This is a genomic window from Neisseria sp. 27098_8_139 (assembly GCF_041433195.1).
In the GTDB taxonomy this organism is placed as follows: Bacteria; Pseudomonadota; Gammaproteobacteria; order Burkholderiales; family Neisseriaceae; genus Neisseria; species Neisseria subflava.
This window is the reverse complement of record NZ_JAPWBA010000003.1, coordinates 166,261-179,301: the sequence shown is the minus strand read 5'-3', so window position 1 is coordinate 179,301 and position 13,041 is coordinate 166,261. Positions and strand designations below refer to the sequence as shown.

The window sequence follows — 13,041 nt, the reverse complement described above, 5'->3', positions numbered from 1 at the left end:
GCACCCGTTATCCGGGTGCTTTTTTTTCAGACGGCCTTAGCAGTTATTTGTCTCCATTGACTTCACGGTCGTTTAAAGGTTGTACGGGACGGTTGTTTTCGCCGCCGATAATGTCGCGCATGGCTTTAAACTGCGCCGCATCTGCCTGAACCGGAGTTTCTAAGACAACCCAGGTAACGTTTTCGCTGCAAGGCGGCGTTGTCAGCGAGCCTTTCAGTTGGAAGGACTTGCTATCTTTAGGCAGCAGGGCTTGGATATTCAAGTTTTTTAACGTTACGGATTCGCCTGCTTTCAGTTTTTTGGCAGTGAGTGCGGATAAGGCAGGATTGTTTTTGCCCGGTTTAAATACAGAGCCGATGACTGCCAAAGTACCGTCTTCGGCTTGATGGACGAAATGCGCTTCCATCGGGAAATGTCTGCCTTTGAAAGTATGTTCGATCGGAGTATGGAAGTGGAATTGTTTAAAGGTATAGGTTTTACCGTTAATCACGATGGTTTGGGCCTTGCCTTGCGGCGTGACTTGAAGGGTGTGGCCGTTATTTTCTACTTTGTAGTCGGCAACGTTGTAACGGTATGTCAGTTGTTTGCCTTTTACTGCTTTTGTTGTGGAGAAGTCCACTGGAGATTGCTGTTTGCCTGTTTTGCAGACAGCAAAGTCTTCACTCAAATCGCCCCAGTGTGCAGCATCGTTTTCACCTGTGTAAGACCAATGCGCATGATGAGTTTCGGCGGATACCGTTGCAGTAGAGACAGCCATTAGCAAAGATAAAAAGAGATGTTTGTTCAACATAAGGGCTCCTGTTTATTCATATTAGGTAAAAGGAAAAATTTATACCAAATAAATTATTGATATAAAAAAGCTTCTTCATAAGAAGAAAGTTAATAATAGTGGTAATTTGGGAATATTGGGTTGATATATGGCAAACATTTATCAAGCAATCATTTTTGATTAAATGATTACAATAATAGGGATGATTGTCCTTGCCATGACTTTGAATGGGAGAGGCCGTCTGAAATTTTTTTCAGACGGCCTGTTTTATTTGAAAATGTTGTAAAAAGTCTAAACTCTAATGAATAAAAGTGTCTATCAAGATGAAAGTAGTTGTTTGTAGCGTTGGAAAACATTAATATTGCTATACGTGTTTTCACGAGATTTTAACTTTGTTTTGGAGAGAATAATGAAAAAATCGATTATCGCTTTGGTTATTGCCGGTTTGCCGCTGGCTGCCTCTGCAGAAGTGATTCTGTATGGTCAAATCAAAAGCAGCGTGACCGTTGGTCAAGTAAAAATCAAAGGTGACGCAGGTTCTGAAACCAGCTCTACCGCAACCAGCATCAATGACAATACCTCCCGTATCGGTTTTAAAGGCAGCGAAAACCTCGGCGGCGATTTGAAAGCCATCTGGCAAGTTGAACAAAAAACAGCCATTACCGGCGGTTCACAAGGTTTTGCCAATCGCGATTCCTTCATCGGTTTGCAAGGTAAATTCGGTAAAGTCCGTGTCGGTAAACTCAGCAATATGCTGAACGAAATGGACACCATTGATCCATGGATGTACAAAACCAATGCCGCAGGCTTGGGCATCTTTACCCGTACCGGCAACCGCAATGCTGCTGTACGCTACGACAGCCCGGATTTTGGCGGATTCAAATTCAACGTGTCTTACGCACCGCGCGACAACCGCAATCCTTCAGATAAATACACGCACACCCAAGCGGCTAAGGACCAATACACCGGCGGCGTGAGCTTCTCTAAAAACGGCTTTACTGCCAATGCGGCTTACGGCCACTACAACGGCGCGTACACCGACAATTCCGGCAAAGTCAAAGCGGCACAAATCGCCAAAGTTGAAACTTATTACGACAAAGACAATCTCTTTGTCGGCGGCGGCGTACACTATGCCAAAGGCCATGAGACAGCCAACGAATATTTAGGTTATTTCACCGATGGTTTTAATGAGTATAAGGGTAGTGACATCACTGCCGATTCAGGCAAATCTGAAGCCGTGAAAGTGGTTGATGCAGCGGTAACTGTCGGCTACAAATTGGGCAATGTGACCCCACGCATTACTTACGCACACGGCTGGCCTACCAAGGGCGTGAACAGCGGCGAGAAATTGGTGGATAAATTCGACCAAGTTGTTGTCGGCGGCCAATATACTTTCAGCAAACGCACCGGCGTAGTTGCCCAACTGGCGTATTTGAAAGTCGGCAACAAAACCCGTCTGACTGCAGCCAACAAAGGCGGCGTTGAACAAAAAGCCGCTTCTGTGGGCCTGTATCACAAATTCTAAGCCGTCTTGAAAGACAAGGCCGTCTGAAAAATTTCAGACGGCCTTTTTGTTGATTAAAGCAGTTTATTTGTCGTGGTTGGTCAGCGTTGTACCGTGACGGCCGCCGCGTTCTTTCAAACGTTGTACCAAGCCTTCGACCGTTGTCGGCATGCCGTCGATACAGAATGCCTGATACAGGGCGGTATGCAGGGCGTCGTTACGGCTGAACGCATTGCCGATCAGCTTCCAATCGCCTTTGCGCGGCTCAATCCAGCGGTGGTTTACTGTGTCGCCGTAAGCGAATACTTTGTAAGACGAACGCTTGTCTTTGCTGTAAGTAAAGGATGTGCGGGCGCAATAGAGGCCTTCGACGGAGAGGTTGTCGTAGCCTTTGTCGGAGCGCACGTTCAAGACGTAGCGGATGCTGTTGTCAGGCGCAGGCATGATTTGCAGGCTGCTGAGCAGGATTTTAGGCTGCTTGCCGTAGGTTTCGTTGACATAGAGGTCGAACCAATCGCCCGATTGGGTATCGGGCAGGGGCGGCAACTCGGCTTTGTGTTCTTTAAACTCGCGTGCGGCAACTTCTTCAGGGCTTTCCTGATAACGCGTGTTGGTCAGCGTATCCTTTTGGCTGAAACCCAAAGCAAATGCTTGAGTCGCGGCAAGGCTGAGGGCAAGAAGGGCAAAACGGCGCATAGACAGCTCCAAAGTGAAAAACGGCTTTATTTTATGGGCTTGCAGGGTGGGGTGCAAGTAAGTGCGGTATAATTGACGTTAATTCTGATTAATATGACGAGTTTTCATCATGAATACACAAACTCTGGATGTCATTGGTTTGAAATGCCCGCTGCCGATTTTGCGTGCCAAAAAAGCTTTGGCGCAAATGCAGGAAGGCGAAGTGCTGACCGTATTGGCCACCGATGGCGGCGCGCCCGGCGATTTTGAAGCGTTTTGCCGTCAGACCGGACATGTTTTGTTGGAATCGAGCGAAGCCGACGGCGTGTTCAAGCTGGTGTTGAAGCACAAATAAAGGCCGTCTGAAATGTCTAAAGCCGTTGCGTTGTCTGCCGCCGTATTGGCTGTCTGCCTGAGTGCATGCGGCAATGAAGGCGTTTCGCCGCAGAACGCTGTCGATTATGCCCAAAATGTAACCGACTTGTTCCGCCAAAGCTGCGTGGCCGCAGACGGCAATGCCGCCCTTGTCGGCGAGTTTGCCAATGCCAACAAACTGGTTTTATTGTCGAAAAAGGATATTGCCGATTTGCCTGCCGGAATGATGGATTTGGAGGCATTAAGTATTTGGAAGAAAACGGAAAACGGCGCAGATTATTATTTGAGCCTGACTGAAGACAGTTGCAGCGTGCGCACGGCTAAAGCCGACGACCATCTGATTTTCAAACAATTTTTGGCTTTGGCAGAAAATCCGCCGCAAGGTTTGAACGCTGAATTGCGTGCCGATAATTTGGCGGAAACCCCATTGCCTATGCGTCAGATTTCCTACGCATGGCGTGCGTCCGGCAGTCCGAAAGAAACCTTGCTGACCGTCAAAACAACGTCGTCCGAGCATTTTCCGGTACAGGCTGTTTTTTATTTGACCCATCATTCTTACGACAATAAGGCCCCCGTTTTGCCTTAGGCCGGTTGACGATTGAAACACCAAATTAATAGAAACCGTTACCGCCGAATAAAGGCCGTCTGAAACATTATCACACCAAACCACTCGAAAGTAAGCTATGCAAACCCTGACCATCATCCGCCCCGACGATATGCACTTACACCTGCGCGACGGCGACGCGCTCAAAGCCGTTGCCCCGTACACCGCCCGACAAATGGGCCGCGCGGTTATCATGCCCAACCTGAAGCCGCCCGTTGTCAGCGTCGCCGATGCCCAAGCATACAAAGCGCGCATTATGGCCGCCCTGCCAGAAGGCAGCGCCTTCCAGCCGTTGATGACACTTTATTTGACCGACAACGCTACTCCCGAACTCGTGCGTGAAGCCAAGGCTGCCGGTATTGTGGCTTTCAAACTCTATCCAGCAGGCGCGACCACCAATTCCGATTCCGGCGTGACCGACTTGTTTAAGCTGATCCCCGTGTTGGAAGAAATGGCGAAACAGGGCATTTTGTTCTTGGTTCACGGCGAAGTAACCGATCCTGAAATCGATATTTTCGACCGCGAAGCCGCCTTTATCGAGCGCGTGATGAAGCCGGTTTTGGCGCAAGTGCCCAACCTCAAAGTCGTGTTTGAACACATCACCACTGCCGAGGCTGCACGACTGGTATTGGAAGCAGGCGATAATGTGGCCGCGTCTGTGACGCCGCAACACTTGCTGCTCAACCGCAACGACCTTTTGGTCGGCGGTGTGCGCCCTCATCATTTCTGCTTGCCTGTACTCAAACGCGAAACCCACCGTCAGGCTTTGGTTGCCGCCGTTACCGGCGATAAGGCGCACAAATTCTTCCTCGGCACGGACTCTGCGCCACATGCTAAAACTGCCAAAGAAAATGCTTGCGGTTGCGCCGGTATGTTCAGCGCAATGACGGCCATCGAGCTTTATGCCGAAGTGTTTGAGAAAGCAGGCGCGCTGGACAAACTGGAAGCCTTTGCTTCTAAAAACGGCCCATGTTTCTACGGTCTGCCTGAAAATACCGATACCATCACATTGGTCAAACAAACGCAAACCGTTCCTGCCAGCGTACCTTACGGCGATGGCGATCTTGTACCGATGAGGGCCGGCGGCGAGATTGAATGGACAGTGCAATATTAAATTTGCCGTCAATAAGGCATAAAAAGAAACAACCTGCTTGAAAGGGCAGGTTGTTTTTTATTGTCGTTCAGACGGTCTGTTATGGGGAGGGAAGACAGTCAAGGCCGTCTGAAAACAGGATTAGAGTGTGTATTTATTCGGTCAACATGGGTTTCAGTGCTTCCCAAGCCTGCGGCAGTTGGGTAAAACCGTCCGAAGCCATCAAATGGCCGCCTTCTGGAATATGGGTAACAGGGCTTTTGAGTTTGGCCGCCATGTCCAAAGTCAGTTCGGGCGGAACATGGGTGTCATTGTCGGAAACCAGGCAGTGTTTGGGCATATCGATTTTGCGCAGGATGTCGAAATCGGGGGACGCTGCTTTAATGTAGGCATCGAGCGTGGGCAGGGGCGGTAGCATATCGGCAAAACCGGCGGCAAGCAACAGACCGCCGATTTTTTGCGGCTGTTGGCGGCTGAGGAAGTGAAGGAGTGTAATGCAACCGAGGCTGTGGCCGACTAGGAAGGTATGGGCATCAGGCTTGCCGATGTGCTGGTCAAGGGTAAACTGCCACGCGGTCGTGCTTGGTTTGTCGGGATTGGGCATGGTAAGGGAGATTGCTTGTGCGCCGGTGCTTTTGACTTGGGCGCAAAGCCAGTCAAACCAGTTGCCGTGCGGATTGCCTTCAAAGCCATGTACGATATAAACGCGTCGATTCATGTTTCTCCTCCTTCAGACGACCTGAGATTTTGTCTAAATCTCTGCCTGTAAGCGTTTATTATACCATGTTTGTTTATGTTTTATTGTTTGCCGCTTTGTAAGGATGGTTGATTAAGCTTTTGTTGTTAAATGATATTTGCAAGAATAATAAAGCAAACAACACGGCAGGGGCGGATGGCGTTGCCGTGTTGTTCGGGTTTGAAATATATAGGGGCCGTCTGAAAAAGGGAAAGAATGGTTTGTTTGTTGCAAAGATGTTTTTGTTATATTGCAAGGCCGTGTTTTTCAGACGGCCTTTACGCTTTAACTTATTTTTAACCCGATTTCTCTGACGAAGCGCCTGTCTTGGCGTACACTTTGGTCTTTTATAAATGAGAATGGTTTATGTATCACGGCGAGAGATTTAATGCGTACAGCCATTTGGCCGGTTTCTTGTTGGCAGTGGCGGCCTTGGTGCTGATGCTGGTGAAAGCGGTGGAATCGGCGGACGGCTATCGGATTGCCGGGGCCCTGACTTACGGAATCTGCCTGCTGCTTTTGTATTTGGGTTCAACCTTATACCACAGTATTCCGCAGCCTAAGGCCAAGGCGATTTTGCAAAAGGTCGATCATTGCATGATTTATCTTTTGATTGCAGGCAGCTATACGCCGTTTACGCTGATTACCCTTCATGGCGGCTGGGGCTGGTCGCTTTTCAGCGTGTCATGGGGGCTGGCTTTGTTGGGCATTGTTCAAGAGCTGACAATTGGGCGCAAAAGCGAGAAGCGGCTGCTGTCGATGGTGATTTATGTGTTGATGGGCTGGCTGATTGTGGTGGCGGTGTGGCCGCTGATACAGTCGCTTTCGGCCGGCGGGTTGTTTTGGCTGGTGTTGGGCGGCGTATTGTATAGCGTGGGGATTTATTGGTTTATCAACGATACGAAAATCCGCCATGGCCACGGTATCTGGCACTTGTTTGTCTTGGCAGGCAGTTTGACGCAATTTATCAGCATTTATTTTTATGTGTTGTAGTTTCAGACGGCCTGAAATAAAAAACCTCTCAGTTTGACTGAGAGGTTTTTGTTTGTCGTTAACCTGGATTTTTGTCGTGAAATTCGTGGAATTCATAATTGTAGGTCAACTCTTTGCCGGCTTTGGTTTGCGCCAGATAATCGTCGTAAACCGCACGGATTTCCTTACGCAGCAGGAAGAGGGCGATTAAGTTCGGCAAGACCATAAAGCCGTTGAACATATCGGACATGCTCCAAACCAAATCCACTTTGCCCAATGTACCCAATACGATGGCCACCAAAACCAGTGCGCGGTAGATGCCCAAGTGTTTGCCGCGGAACAGGAAGCGGATATTGGATTCACCGAAGTAGTACCAGCCGATGATGGTGGTAAAGGCGAAGAAGGTCAGACAGACGGCGAGCAGTTGCGAACCAAAACCCGGGAAGGCTTTGTTAAACGCCAGTTGGGTAACCGCAGCGCCGGTTTCGCCGGACAGGTTGGCGTCGGTCAGCAGGATAATCAGCGCGGTTGCCGTGCAAACCATCAGCGTATCGATAAAAATACCGATAAACGCGGCCATACCTTGTTGTACAGGGTGTTTGACGTTGGCGGTCGCATGAGCGTGCGGGGTCGAACCCATACCGGCTTCATTGGAAAATAGGCCGCGTGCCACACCGAAGCGGACTGCTTCGCGCATACCGATACCGGCCGCACCACCCAATACCGCTTCAGGATTGAAGGCGGCGACAAAAATATTGTGGAACATCGGGATGATGTGGTCGGAAAATTTGAACAAAATAATCACCGCACACAAAATGTAAATCACCGCCATAAACGGCACGACAAATTGCGCGATACCAGCAATGCGGTTGATGCCGCCGATGATGATCAGGCCGGCGAATACCGCCAAAGCGATGCCGACAGCCATCGGAGGAATATCGAAAGCCAAATTTATGGCCGAGGCGATAGAGTTGGATTGGGTCGCGTTACCGATGAAACCCAGCGCGATAATCAAGGCGATGGAGAAAAAGCCGGACAGGAAACGCGCCGCGCTACGGCCGATTTTCGGAGTTAGGCCGTGCGTAATGTAAAACGCAGGGCCGCCGATGTATTTGCCGTGGCTGACCACGCGGTATTTTTGCGCCAAAACGGCTTCTGCAAAAATGGTAGACATGCCCAAAATGGCAGACAACCACATCCAAAAAATGGCACCCGGGCCGCCGGCAGTAATTGCAGTGGCGACACCGGCAACGTTACCGGTACCGATTTGCGCGGAAATCGCTACGGCAAGCGCTTGAAATTGAGACAGGGATTTGCCTTCGTGGTCTTTGTCTTTTTTACTGAACAAGCCGCCGAAAACGGATTTGAAACCCGCCCCTAATTTGGTAATTTGCGGTGCGCCCAAGTACAGGGTAAAAAACAGGCCGATGCCGATTAAGGCATAAATCAGCAGGTAGTCCCAAAGAACCAGATTGACTGCACCCACCAGAGCAGACAATATTTCTTCCATAATAAAACCTTTAATAAAAACAATAAAAATAAAATGATACGGGTAACTACTCCCACTCATTTTTCGCGTTTGGCAATATCGGCGAGCAGGCCGTTTTGCCATTCGATACCGGTTAAGTTGTTAACAATTTTGACCGATTTTGTCATCATACCGTAAACCTTCGTGAATTAAAACGAAAAACTGACAAAGGTTTGCCGCCAATGTGCTTCTTTATTTAAAAAAGGTTTCTTTGTTTTCAGACGGCCTGTTTTTGCAAATATTCGGGTCGTCTGAATATTTTGGCTAAAGGCAACTTATGATAAAATGCACGCCTTACAAATGAAGCAAATTCCGCCTCAACGCGTGAAAAAACGAAAGGAATCAACATGGCAGGCCATAGTAAGTGGGCAAATATCCAACACAAAAAAGCCCGACAAGATGCCAAACGCGGCAAAATCTTCACCCGTCTGATTAAAGAAATTACCGTTGCTGCCCGTATGGGCGGCGGCGACCCCGGCGCAAATCCACGCCTGCGCCTGGCTTTGGAAAAAGCCGCTGAAAACAATATGCCTAAAGACAACGTGCAACGTGCCATCGACAAAGGTACGGGCAATCTGGAAGGCGTGGAATACATCGAGTTGCGTTACGAAGGCTACGGCATCGGTGGTGCGGCTTTGATGGTGGACTGTTTGACCGACAACAAAACCCGTACTGTTGCCGATGTGCGCCATGCGTTCACTAAAAACGGCGGTAATTTGGGTACCGACGGCTGCGTAGCGTTCAACTTCGTTCATCAAGGCTATTTGGTGTTTGAACCGGGCGTTGATGAAGATGCGCTGATGGAAGCGGCTTTGGAAGCCGGTGCGGAAGACGTGATCACCAACGACGACGGTTCCATCGAAGTGGTTACCGCGCCGAACGACTGGGCCGGTGTGAAATCGGCTTTGGAGGCGGCAGGTTATAAATCTGTTGACGGCGACGTTACCATGCGCGCCCAAAACGAAACCGAGTTGAGCGGCGAAGATGCAGTTAAAATGCAAAAACTGATTGACGCATTGGAAGATTTGGACGACGTACAAGACGTTTACACTTCTGCCGTGTTAAATCTGGACTAAGAGTTTAAAGAACAAAAGGCCGTCTGAAATTTCAGACGGCCTTTTTATATCGAAACCAATCAGATTTTTCTGGTTTTCAACCAAGCCCAAAGCAGCAGCAATACGACAAAGCCGAAATACAAAATACTCCACACCGGTAGGGCAATACCGAATAGATAGTCCGGCTCGGCGCAGTTGCCAAAGCCGCGAACGATGGGTTCAAACCAATCGAACAAGGGCCAGTCGCGCAGGCGGAAAGTCCAAGGTGCGCCGCAAGAAGGGGCGGTGCCGGGCGGCAGGCTTTGCAGCCAAATTTGATAGGCGGCGACACCTGCGCCGTAAACGGCCGGAGCGGCAATCAACAATGCCGAGAACGAGCGGGCAAATTTGGAAGATTGAGAACTGAATGCTGTAACAATGGCCAACAGCCCGACAGCCAATACGCACAAGCGTTGCAGGATGCACAATACGCACGGGTTCATACCCAAAACGTATTGTGAAATAAAGGAGCCGCAGGCGGCAAATATAGAGAGGACGACTAAAAATAAAACAGTCTTGCGGAAAAAGTTCATGACATAAAACCTTTCAGACGGCCTGGACGCAAAACAGCCGATCAATAATGTTTACTTTAACACAAAACGCATATGCTTTTTTTGGTTTGACGGTTTTTTGCGTATGTTTGTTGATGTTGCGTAACCATAAATATAGAAACAAAAATGTGTTCCATATCGAAAAGGCCGTCTGAAATGTTCAGACGGCCTTTAGGGGAGAGACGTTTTATTTTTTCCCGTGAGATTTTTTGACATCTGCTTCAGTAATCGTACCGCCACCATTATTAAAGGCGTTCATGATGTAAGTGGCAACGGCGGCGACATCGGCATCGTTGATGGCGGTAGCAGGCATGAAGCCGTTGTAGGATTTGCCGTTTACTTTAATCGGGCCGTTGATGCCTTTGGTCATGCTTTGCAACAGGGCTTGCGGTTTTTTATTGATATAGTCGGACTGGAATAAAGGCGGGAACATGGCACCCCGGCCTTCGCCTTTTTTACCGTGGCAGGCGGCGCAGTTGGTTTCGTAAATTTTTTGTCCTTTGCTTATCAGTGAGGCATCAGCGGCAAAAGCAGTTGGGAGGCTGAGTGCGGTCAGAAGGAGCAGGATAGGGCGGAGTGCAGTCATGATGTATTCCTTTTTGAGCGGTGTTTTTGATGGCCACACGCTTGGTTTGCGTTTTAATAGCTTGATGATAACGCTAAAGGCCGTCTGAAAGTAGATTTTTCAGACGGCCTTTGGTTTAGGTCAAATCCAACCTTGCAGATTGGCCCGACTTAATTGTGCAAGTGCGGCAATCCAGTCGGCGGAATCGTTGAGGCAGGGGATGTAACGGTATTCTTTACCGCCGGCAGCATGGAATTGTTCGCGTCCCATAATGGCGATTTCTTCCATGGTTTCGAGGCAGTCGGCCAGGAAGCCTGGGCAGAATACGTCGAGTTTGGTTGTGCCTTGTTTCGGTAGCTGATCAAACAGGGCTTGTGTGCTGGGCTTGACCCATTGGGATTTGCCAAACTGGCTTTGGAAAGAAACGATGTATTCTTGTTCGGACAAGCCCAATGCTTGCGCCAACAGCTTGGCGGTATGGTGGCACTCGTCAGGATAAGGGTCGCCGTCGTCGTGATGCTTTTGCGGAATGCCGTGGAAACTCAACATCAGTTTTTCGCTGCGTCCGTTTTGAGCCCAATAGGCTTCAATATGCTGCTTCATGGCTTGAATATAGGCGGCATCGTCGTAATAACGGGAGACGGTGCGGACGCTCATTTGGTTGCGTTGCAGCAATAACTCTTGAAACACTTTGTCCAAAGCCGCGCCGGTAGAAGAACCGGCATATTGCGGATAGAGCGGAATGACCAGCAATTTGCCCACGCCTTGGGCTTTGAGTTCCGCCAAAACGTCGGCAACGCTTGGATTGCCGTAAGTCATGGCATGACGGACGATGACATCGGGCAAATGTTTGGCCAGGGCTTCTGCTTGGCGGTGTGTGTAAACCTCAAGCGGCGAACCTTCTTTAAACCAAATTTTTTCATAGGCATGCGCGCTTTTTTTCGGGCGAAAAGTCAATACTAAGCCACGCAATATCGGTTGCCATAAGAGCTTAGGCAGTTCGACAACGCGTTGATCGGACAGAAATTCTTTCAAGTAAGGTTTGACTGCGGCAGCAGTGGGCGCGTCAGGCGTGCCGAGGTTGAGCAGCAGGACGGCGGTACGGTTTTGTGCGGTGTAGGCTAAGGGTGGTTCGGTATGGAAACGGGACATGATTGTGCTTTATTAATTAAGAATATTGAGGCCGTCTGAAAAGCAGTTTGAATTAAATCTGATTTCAGACGGCCTTTAAAAGGATTAATCCACACCGCGGGCACGGTTTTCATGGAATTGTGCCTGCCAATCGGCAAATTTGCCTTGTTCGATGGCTTCGCGCATTTCTGCCATGATGACTTGGTAGAAGTGCAGATTGTGGATGGTGTTGAGCTGTGCGCCCAAGATTTCGCCGACACGGTGCAGATGGTGCAGGTAGGAGCGGCTGAAATTCTGACAGGCGTAGCAGGTGCAGCTTTCATCAATCGGACGCTTGTCGAGTTTGTGTTTGGCGTTTTTGATTTTCAAATCGCCAAAACGGGTAAACAGCCAGCCGTTACGCGCATTGCGGGTAGGCATAACGCAGTCGAACATATCCACGCCGTGAGCCACGCCGTACACCAAGTCTTCAGGCGTGCCGACGCCCATCAAATAATGTGGCTTGTGTTCCGGCAGGATAGGGCCGACAGCGCGCAACATACGGTACATTTCGGGCTTGGGTTCGCCAACGGACAAGCCGCCGATGGCTAAGCCGGGGAAGTCGAGCTCTTCCAAGCCTTTCAGCGATTCTTCGCGCAAATCTTCATACATCGCGCCTTGTACAATGCCAAACAGTGCATTTGGGTTTTTCAGGTCTTCAAAAGCCTTTTTGCTTCGTTCCGCCCAGCGCAGGCTCATTTGCAGCGATTTTTGCGCTTGGCTGTGCGTTGCCTCGCCCGGGGTGCATTCGTCCAGCTGCATCACGATGTCGGAATTCAATACGGTTTGGATTTTCATCGACACTTCGGGCGAGAGGAACAGTTTGTCGCCGTTGATCGGGCTTTGGAATGTACAGCCTTCTTCGGTCAGCTTGCGCATATCGGATAACGAAAATACTTGGAAACCGCCTGAGTCGGTCAAAATCGGCTTATCCCAACCAATAAATTCGTGCAGGCCGCCGAATTGTTCGATGACTTCCAAACCTGGGCGCAGCCACAGATGATAAGTGTTGCCTAAGATAATTTGCGCTTTGATGTCATGCAGGTTTTGCGGGTTCATTGCTTTGACCGAACCGTAAGTGCCGACCGGCATAAATACCGGCGTTTCGATTTTGCCGTGGTTCAGTTCCAAAGTGCCGCGTCGGGCATGACCGTCTTTTTTGTGTAAGGTAAATTTGAGCATAGTAATAATAGATTGGACGTTCGCGTGTGTGCGAAATGAAAGGGCAGATTATAAAGGATTTTTCGTTGGTTGACGGCTGGATTTTATCTTTGTCAAAACAATGCTTCAGACGGCCTGAATCACGGAGGAGATAGAAAATGAGGTATAAATCAAACAAAAATATTCAGGCCGTCTGAAAAGTATTTACAGATGCTTGCAAAAGGGAACACGCTTCGTTACAATA

Annotated in this window: 14 protein-coding genes; 6 read left to right on the top strand and 8 right to left on the bottom strand. The window is 49.3% G+C overall.

Features of this window, described 5'->3' with window-relative positions:
• Positions 1–43 precede the first annotated feature (43 nt).
• Positions 44–790: a carbonic anhydrase family protein gene (locus tag O3660_RS05360; protein ID WP_049350647.1), complete on the bottom strand. Its 747-nt coding sequence runs from the start codon at positions 788–790 to the stop codon at positions 44–46.
• Between the two features lie 388 nt (positions 791–1,178).
• Between O3660_RS05360 and O3660_RS05355 the strand changes: the two genes are divergently transcribed.
• On the top strand, positions 1,179–2,294 hold the full coding sequence (locus O3660_RS05355; RefSeq protein WP_049350646.1) for a porin: 1,116 nt from the start codon (positions 1,179–1,181) through the stop codon (positions 2,292–2,294).
• A gap of 63 nt (positions 2,295–2,357) precedes the next feature.
• On the opposite strand, the gene O3660_RS05350 is transcribed toward O3660_RS05355, so the two are convergent.
• Positions 2,358–2,969, bottom strand: a complete 612-nt coding sequence (locus O3660_RS05350) for a CNP1-like family protein (protein WP_049350645.1) — start codon at positions 2,967–2,969, stop codon at positions 2,358–2,360.
• Between the two features lie 109 nt (positions 2,970–3,078).
• On the opposite strand from O3660_RS05350, the gene O3660_RS05345 reads away from it, so the two are divergent.
• The 3 genes from O3660_RS05345 to pyrC all read left to right on the top strand — a co-directional run bounded on the left by O3660_RS05345 (position 3,079) and on the right by pyrC (position 5,041).
• A complete protein-coding gene (locus tag O3660_RS05345) occupies positions 3,079–3,303 on the top strand; it encodes a sulfurtransferase TusA family protein (RefSeq protein WP_003681929.1) in 225 nt (74 codons plus the stop codon).
• Positions 3,304–3,315: 12 nt separating this feature from the next.
• The gene (locus O3660_RS05340) at positions 3,316–3,909 is read left to right on the top strand and encodes a hypothetical protein (protein ID WP_371464630.1); all 594 of its coding nucleotides are present in this window, start codon (positions 3,316–3,318) and stop codon (positions 3,907–3,909) included.
• A 97-nt stretch (positions 3,910–4,006) separates the two neighbouring features.
• Positions 4,007–5,041, top strand: coding sequence for a dihydroorotase (gene pyrC / locus O3660_RS05335; protein ID WP_371464629.1), 1,035 nt, complete (start codon positions 4,007–4,009; stop codon positions 5,039–5,041).
• Positions 5,042–5,174: 133 nt separating this feature from the next.
• On the opposite strand, the gene O3660_RS05330 is transcribed toward pyrC, so the two are convergent.
• Positions 5,175–5,738 (bottom strand): RBBP9/YdeN family alpha/beta hydrolase, encoded by a 564-nt coding sequence (locus O3660_RS05330; protein ID WP_371464628.1) that lies wholly within the window; start codon positions 5,736–5,738, stop codon positions 5,175–5,177.
• A gap of 384 nt (positions 5,739–6,122) precedes the next feature.
• Between O3660_RS05330 and O3660_RS05325 the strand changes: the two genes are divergently transcribed.
• The gene (locus tag O3660_RS05325) at positions 6,123–6,749 is read left to right on the top strand and encodes a hemolysin III family protein (protein WP_003684062.1); all 627 of its coding nucleotides are present in this window, start codon (positions 6,123–6,125) and stop codon (positions 6,747–6,749) included.
• Positions 6,750–6,807: 58 nt separating this feature from the next.
• Here O3660_RS05325 and O3660_RS05320 read toward each other — a convergent pair whose 3' ends face one another.
• Positions 6,808–8,238, bottom strand: a complete 1,431-nt coding sequence (locus O3660_RS05320) for an alanine/glycine:cation symporter family protein (protein WP_371464627.1) — start codon at positions 8,236–8,238, stop codon at positions 6,808–6,810.
• A gap of 365 nt (positions 8,239–8,603) precedes the next feature.
• Between O3660_RS05320 and O3660_RS05315 the strand changes: the two genes are divergently transcribed.
• The gene (locus O3660_RS05315) at positions 8,604–9,332 is read left to right on the top strand and encodes a YebC/PmpR family DNA-binding transcriptional regulator (protein WP_300481257.1); all 729 of its coding nucleotides are present in this window, start codon (positions 8,604–8,606) and stop codon (positions 9,330–9,332) included.
• 59 nt (positions 9,333–9,391) lie between these two features.
• Here O3660_RS05315 and O3660_RS05310 read toward each other — a convergent pair whose 3' ends face one another.
• From O3660_RS05310 to tgt, 4 genes are all read right to left on the bottom strand, one after another.
• Positions 9,392–9,883 (bottom strand): disulfide bond formation protein B, encoded by a 492-nt coding sequence (locus O3660_RS05310; protein WP_371464626.1) that lies wholly within the window; start codon positions 9,881–9,883, stop codon positions 9,392–9,394.
• 205 nt (positions 9,884–10,088) lie between these two features.
• Positions 10,089–10,487, bottom strand: a complete 399-nt coding sequence (locus O3660_RS05305) for a cytochrome c (RefSeq protein WP_049351158.1) — start codon at positions 10,485–10,487, stop codon at positions 10,089–10,091.
• Between the two features lie 120 nt (positions 10,488–10,607).
• A complete protein-coding gene (gene hemH, locus O3660_RS05300) occupies positions 10,608–11,618 on the bottom strand; it encodes a ferrochelatase (protein ID WP_049351159.1) in 1,011 nt (336 codons plus the stop codon).
• An 84-nt stretch (positions 11,619–11,702) separates the two neighbouring features.
• Entirely contained in the window at positions 11,703–12,818 is a 1,116-nt protein-coding gene (gene tgt / locus O3660_RS05295; RefSeq protein WP_003745960.1) for a tRNA guanosine(34) transglycosylase Tgt, read from the bottom strand.
• Positions 12,819–13,041 lie beyond the last annotated feature (223 nt).

What these genes read in the sequence shown, in the direction of transcription:
- pyrC (WP_371464629.1), top strand. Translation starts at nt 4,007, where the DNA reads ATGCAAACCCTGACCATCATCCGCCCCGACGATATGCACTTACACCTG.
- O3660_RS05350 (WP_049350645.1), bottom strand. Translation starts at nt 2,969, where the DNA reads ATGCGCCGTTTTGCCCTTCTTGCCCTCAGCCTTGCCGCGACTCAAGCA.
- O3660_RS05340 (WP_371464630.1), top strand. Translation starts at nt 3,316, where the DNA reads ATGTCTAAAGCCGTTGCGTTGTCTGCCGCCGTATTGGCTGTCTGCCTG.
- O3660_RS05310 (WP_371464626.1), bottom strand. Translation starts at nt 9,883, where the DNA reads ATGAACTTTTTCCGCAAGACTGTTTTATTTTTAGTCGTCCTCTCTATA.
- O3660_RS05330 (WP_371464628.1), bottom strand. Translation starts at nt 5,738, where the DNA reads ATGAATCGACGCGTTTATATCGTACATGGCTTTGAAGGCAATCCGCAC.
- O3660_RS05345 (WP_003681929.1), top strand. Translation starts at nt 3,079, where the DNA reads ATGAATACACAAACTCTGGATGTCATTGGTTTGAAATGCCCGCTGCCG.
- O3660_RS05325 (WP_003684062.1), top strand. Translation starts at nt 6,123, where the DNA reads ATGTATCACGGCGAGAGATTTAATGCGTACAGCCATTTGGCCGGTTTC.
- O3660_RS05355 (WP_049350646.1), top strand. Translation starts at nt 1,179, where the DNA reads ATGAAAAAATCGATTATCGCTTTGGTTATTGCCGGTTTGCCGCTGGCT.
- O3660_RS05320 (WP_371464627.1), bottom strand. Translation starts at nt 8,238, where the DNA reads ATGGAAGAAATATTGTCTGCTCTGGTGGGTGCAGTCAATCTGGTTCTT.
- hemH (WP_049351159.1), bottom strand. Translation starts at nt 11,618, where the DNA reads ATGTCCCGTTTCCATACCGAACCACCCTTAGCCTACACCGCACAAAAC.
- O3660_RS05315 (WP_300481257.1), top strand. Translation starts at nt 8,604, where the DNA reads ATGGCAGGCCATAGTAAGTGGGCAAATATCCAACACAAAAAAGCCCGA.
- tgt (WP_003745960.1), bottom strand. Translation starts at nt 12,818, where the DNA reads ATGCTCAAATTTACCTTACACAAAAAAGACGGTCATGCCCGACGCGGC.
- O3660_RS05360 (WP_049350647.1), bottom strand. Translation starts at nt 790, where the DNA reads ATGTTGAACAAACATCTCTTTTTATCTTTGCTAATGGCTGTCTCTACT.
- O3660_RS05305 (WP_049351158.1), bottom strand. Translation starts at nt 10,487, where the DNA reads ATGACTGCACTCCGCCCTATCCTGCTCCTTCTGACCGCACTCAGCCTC.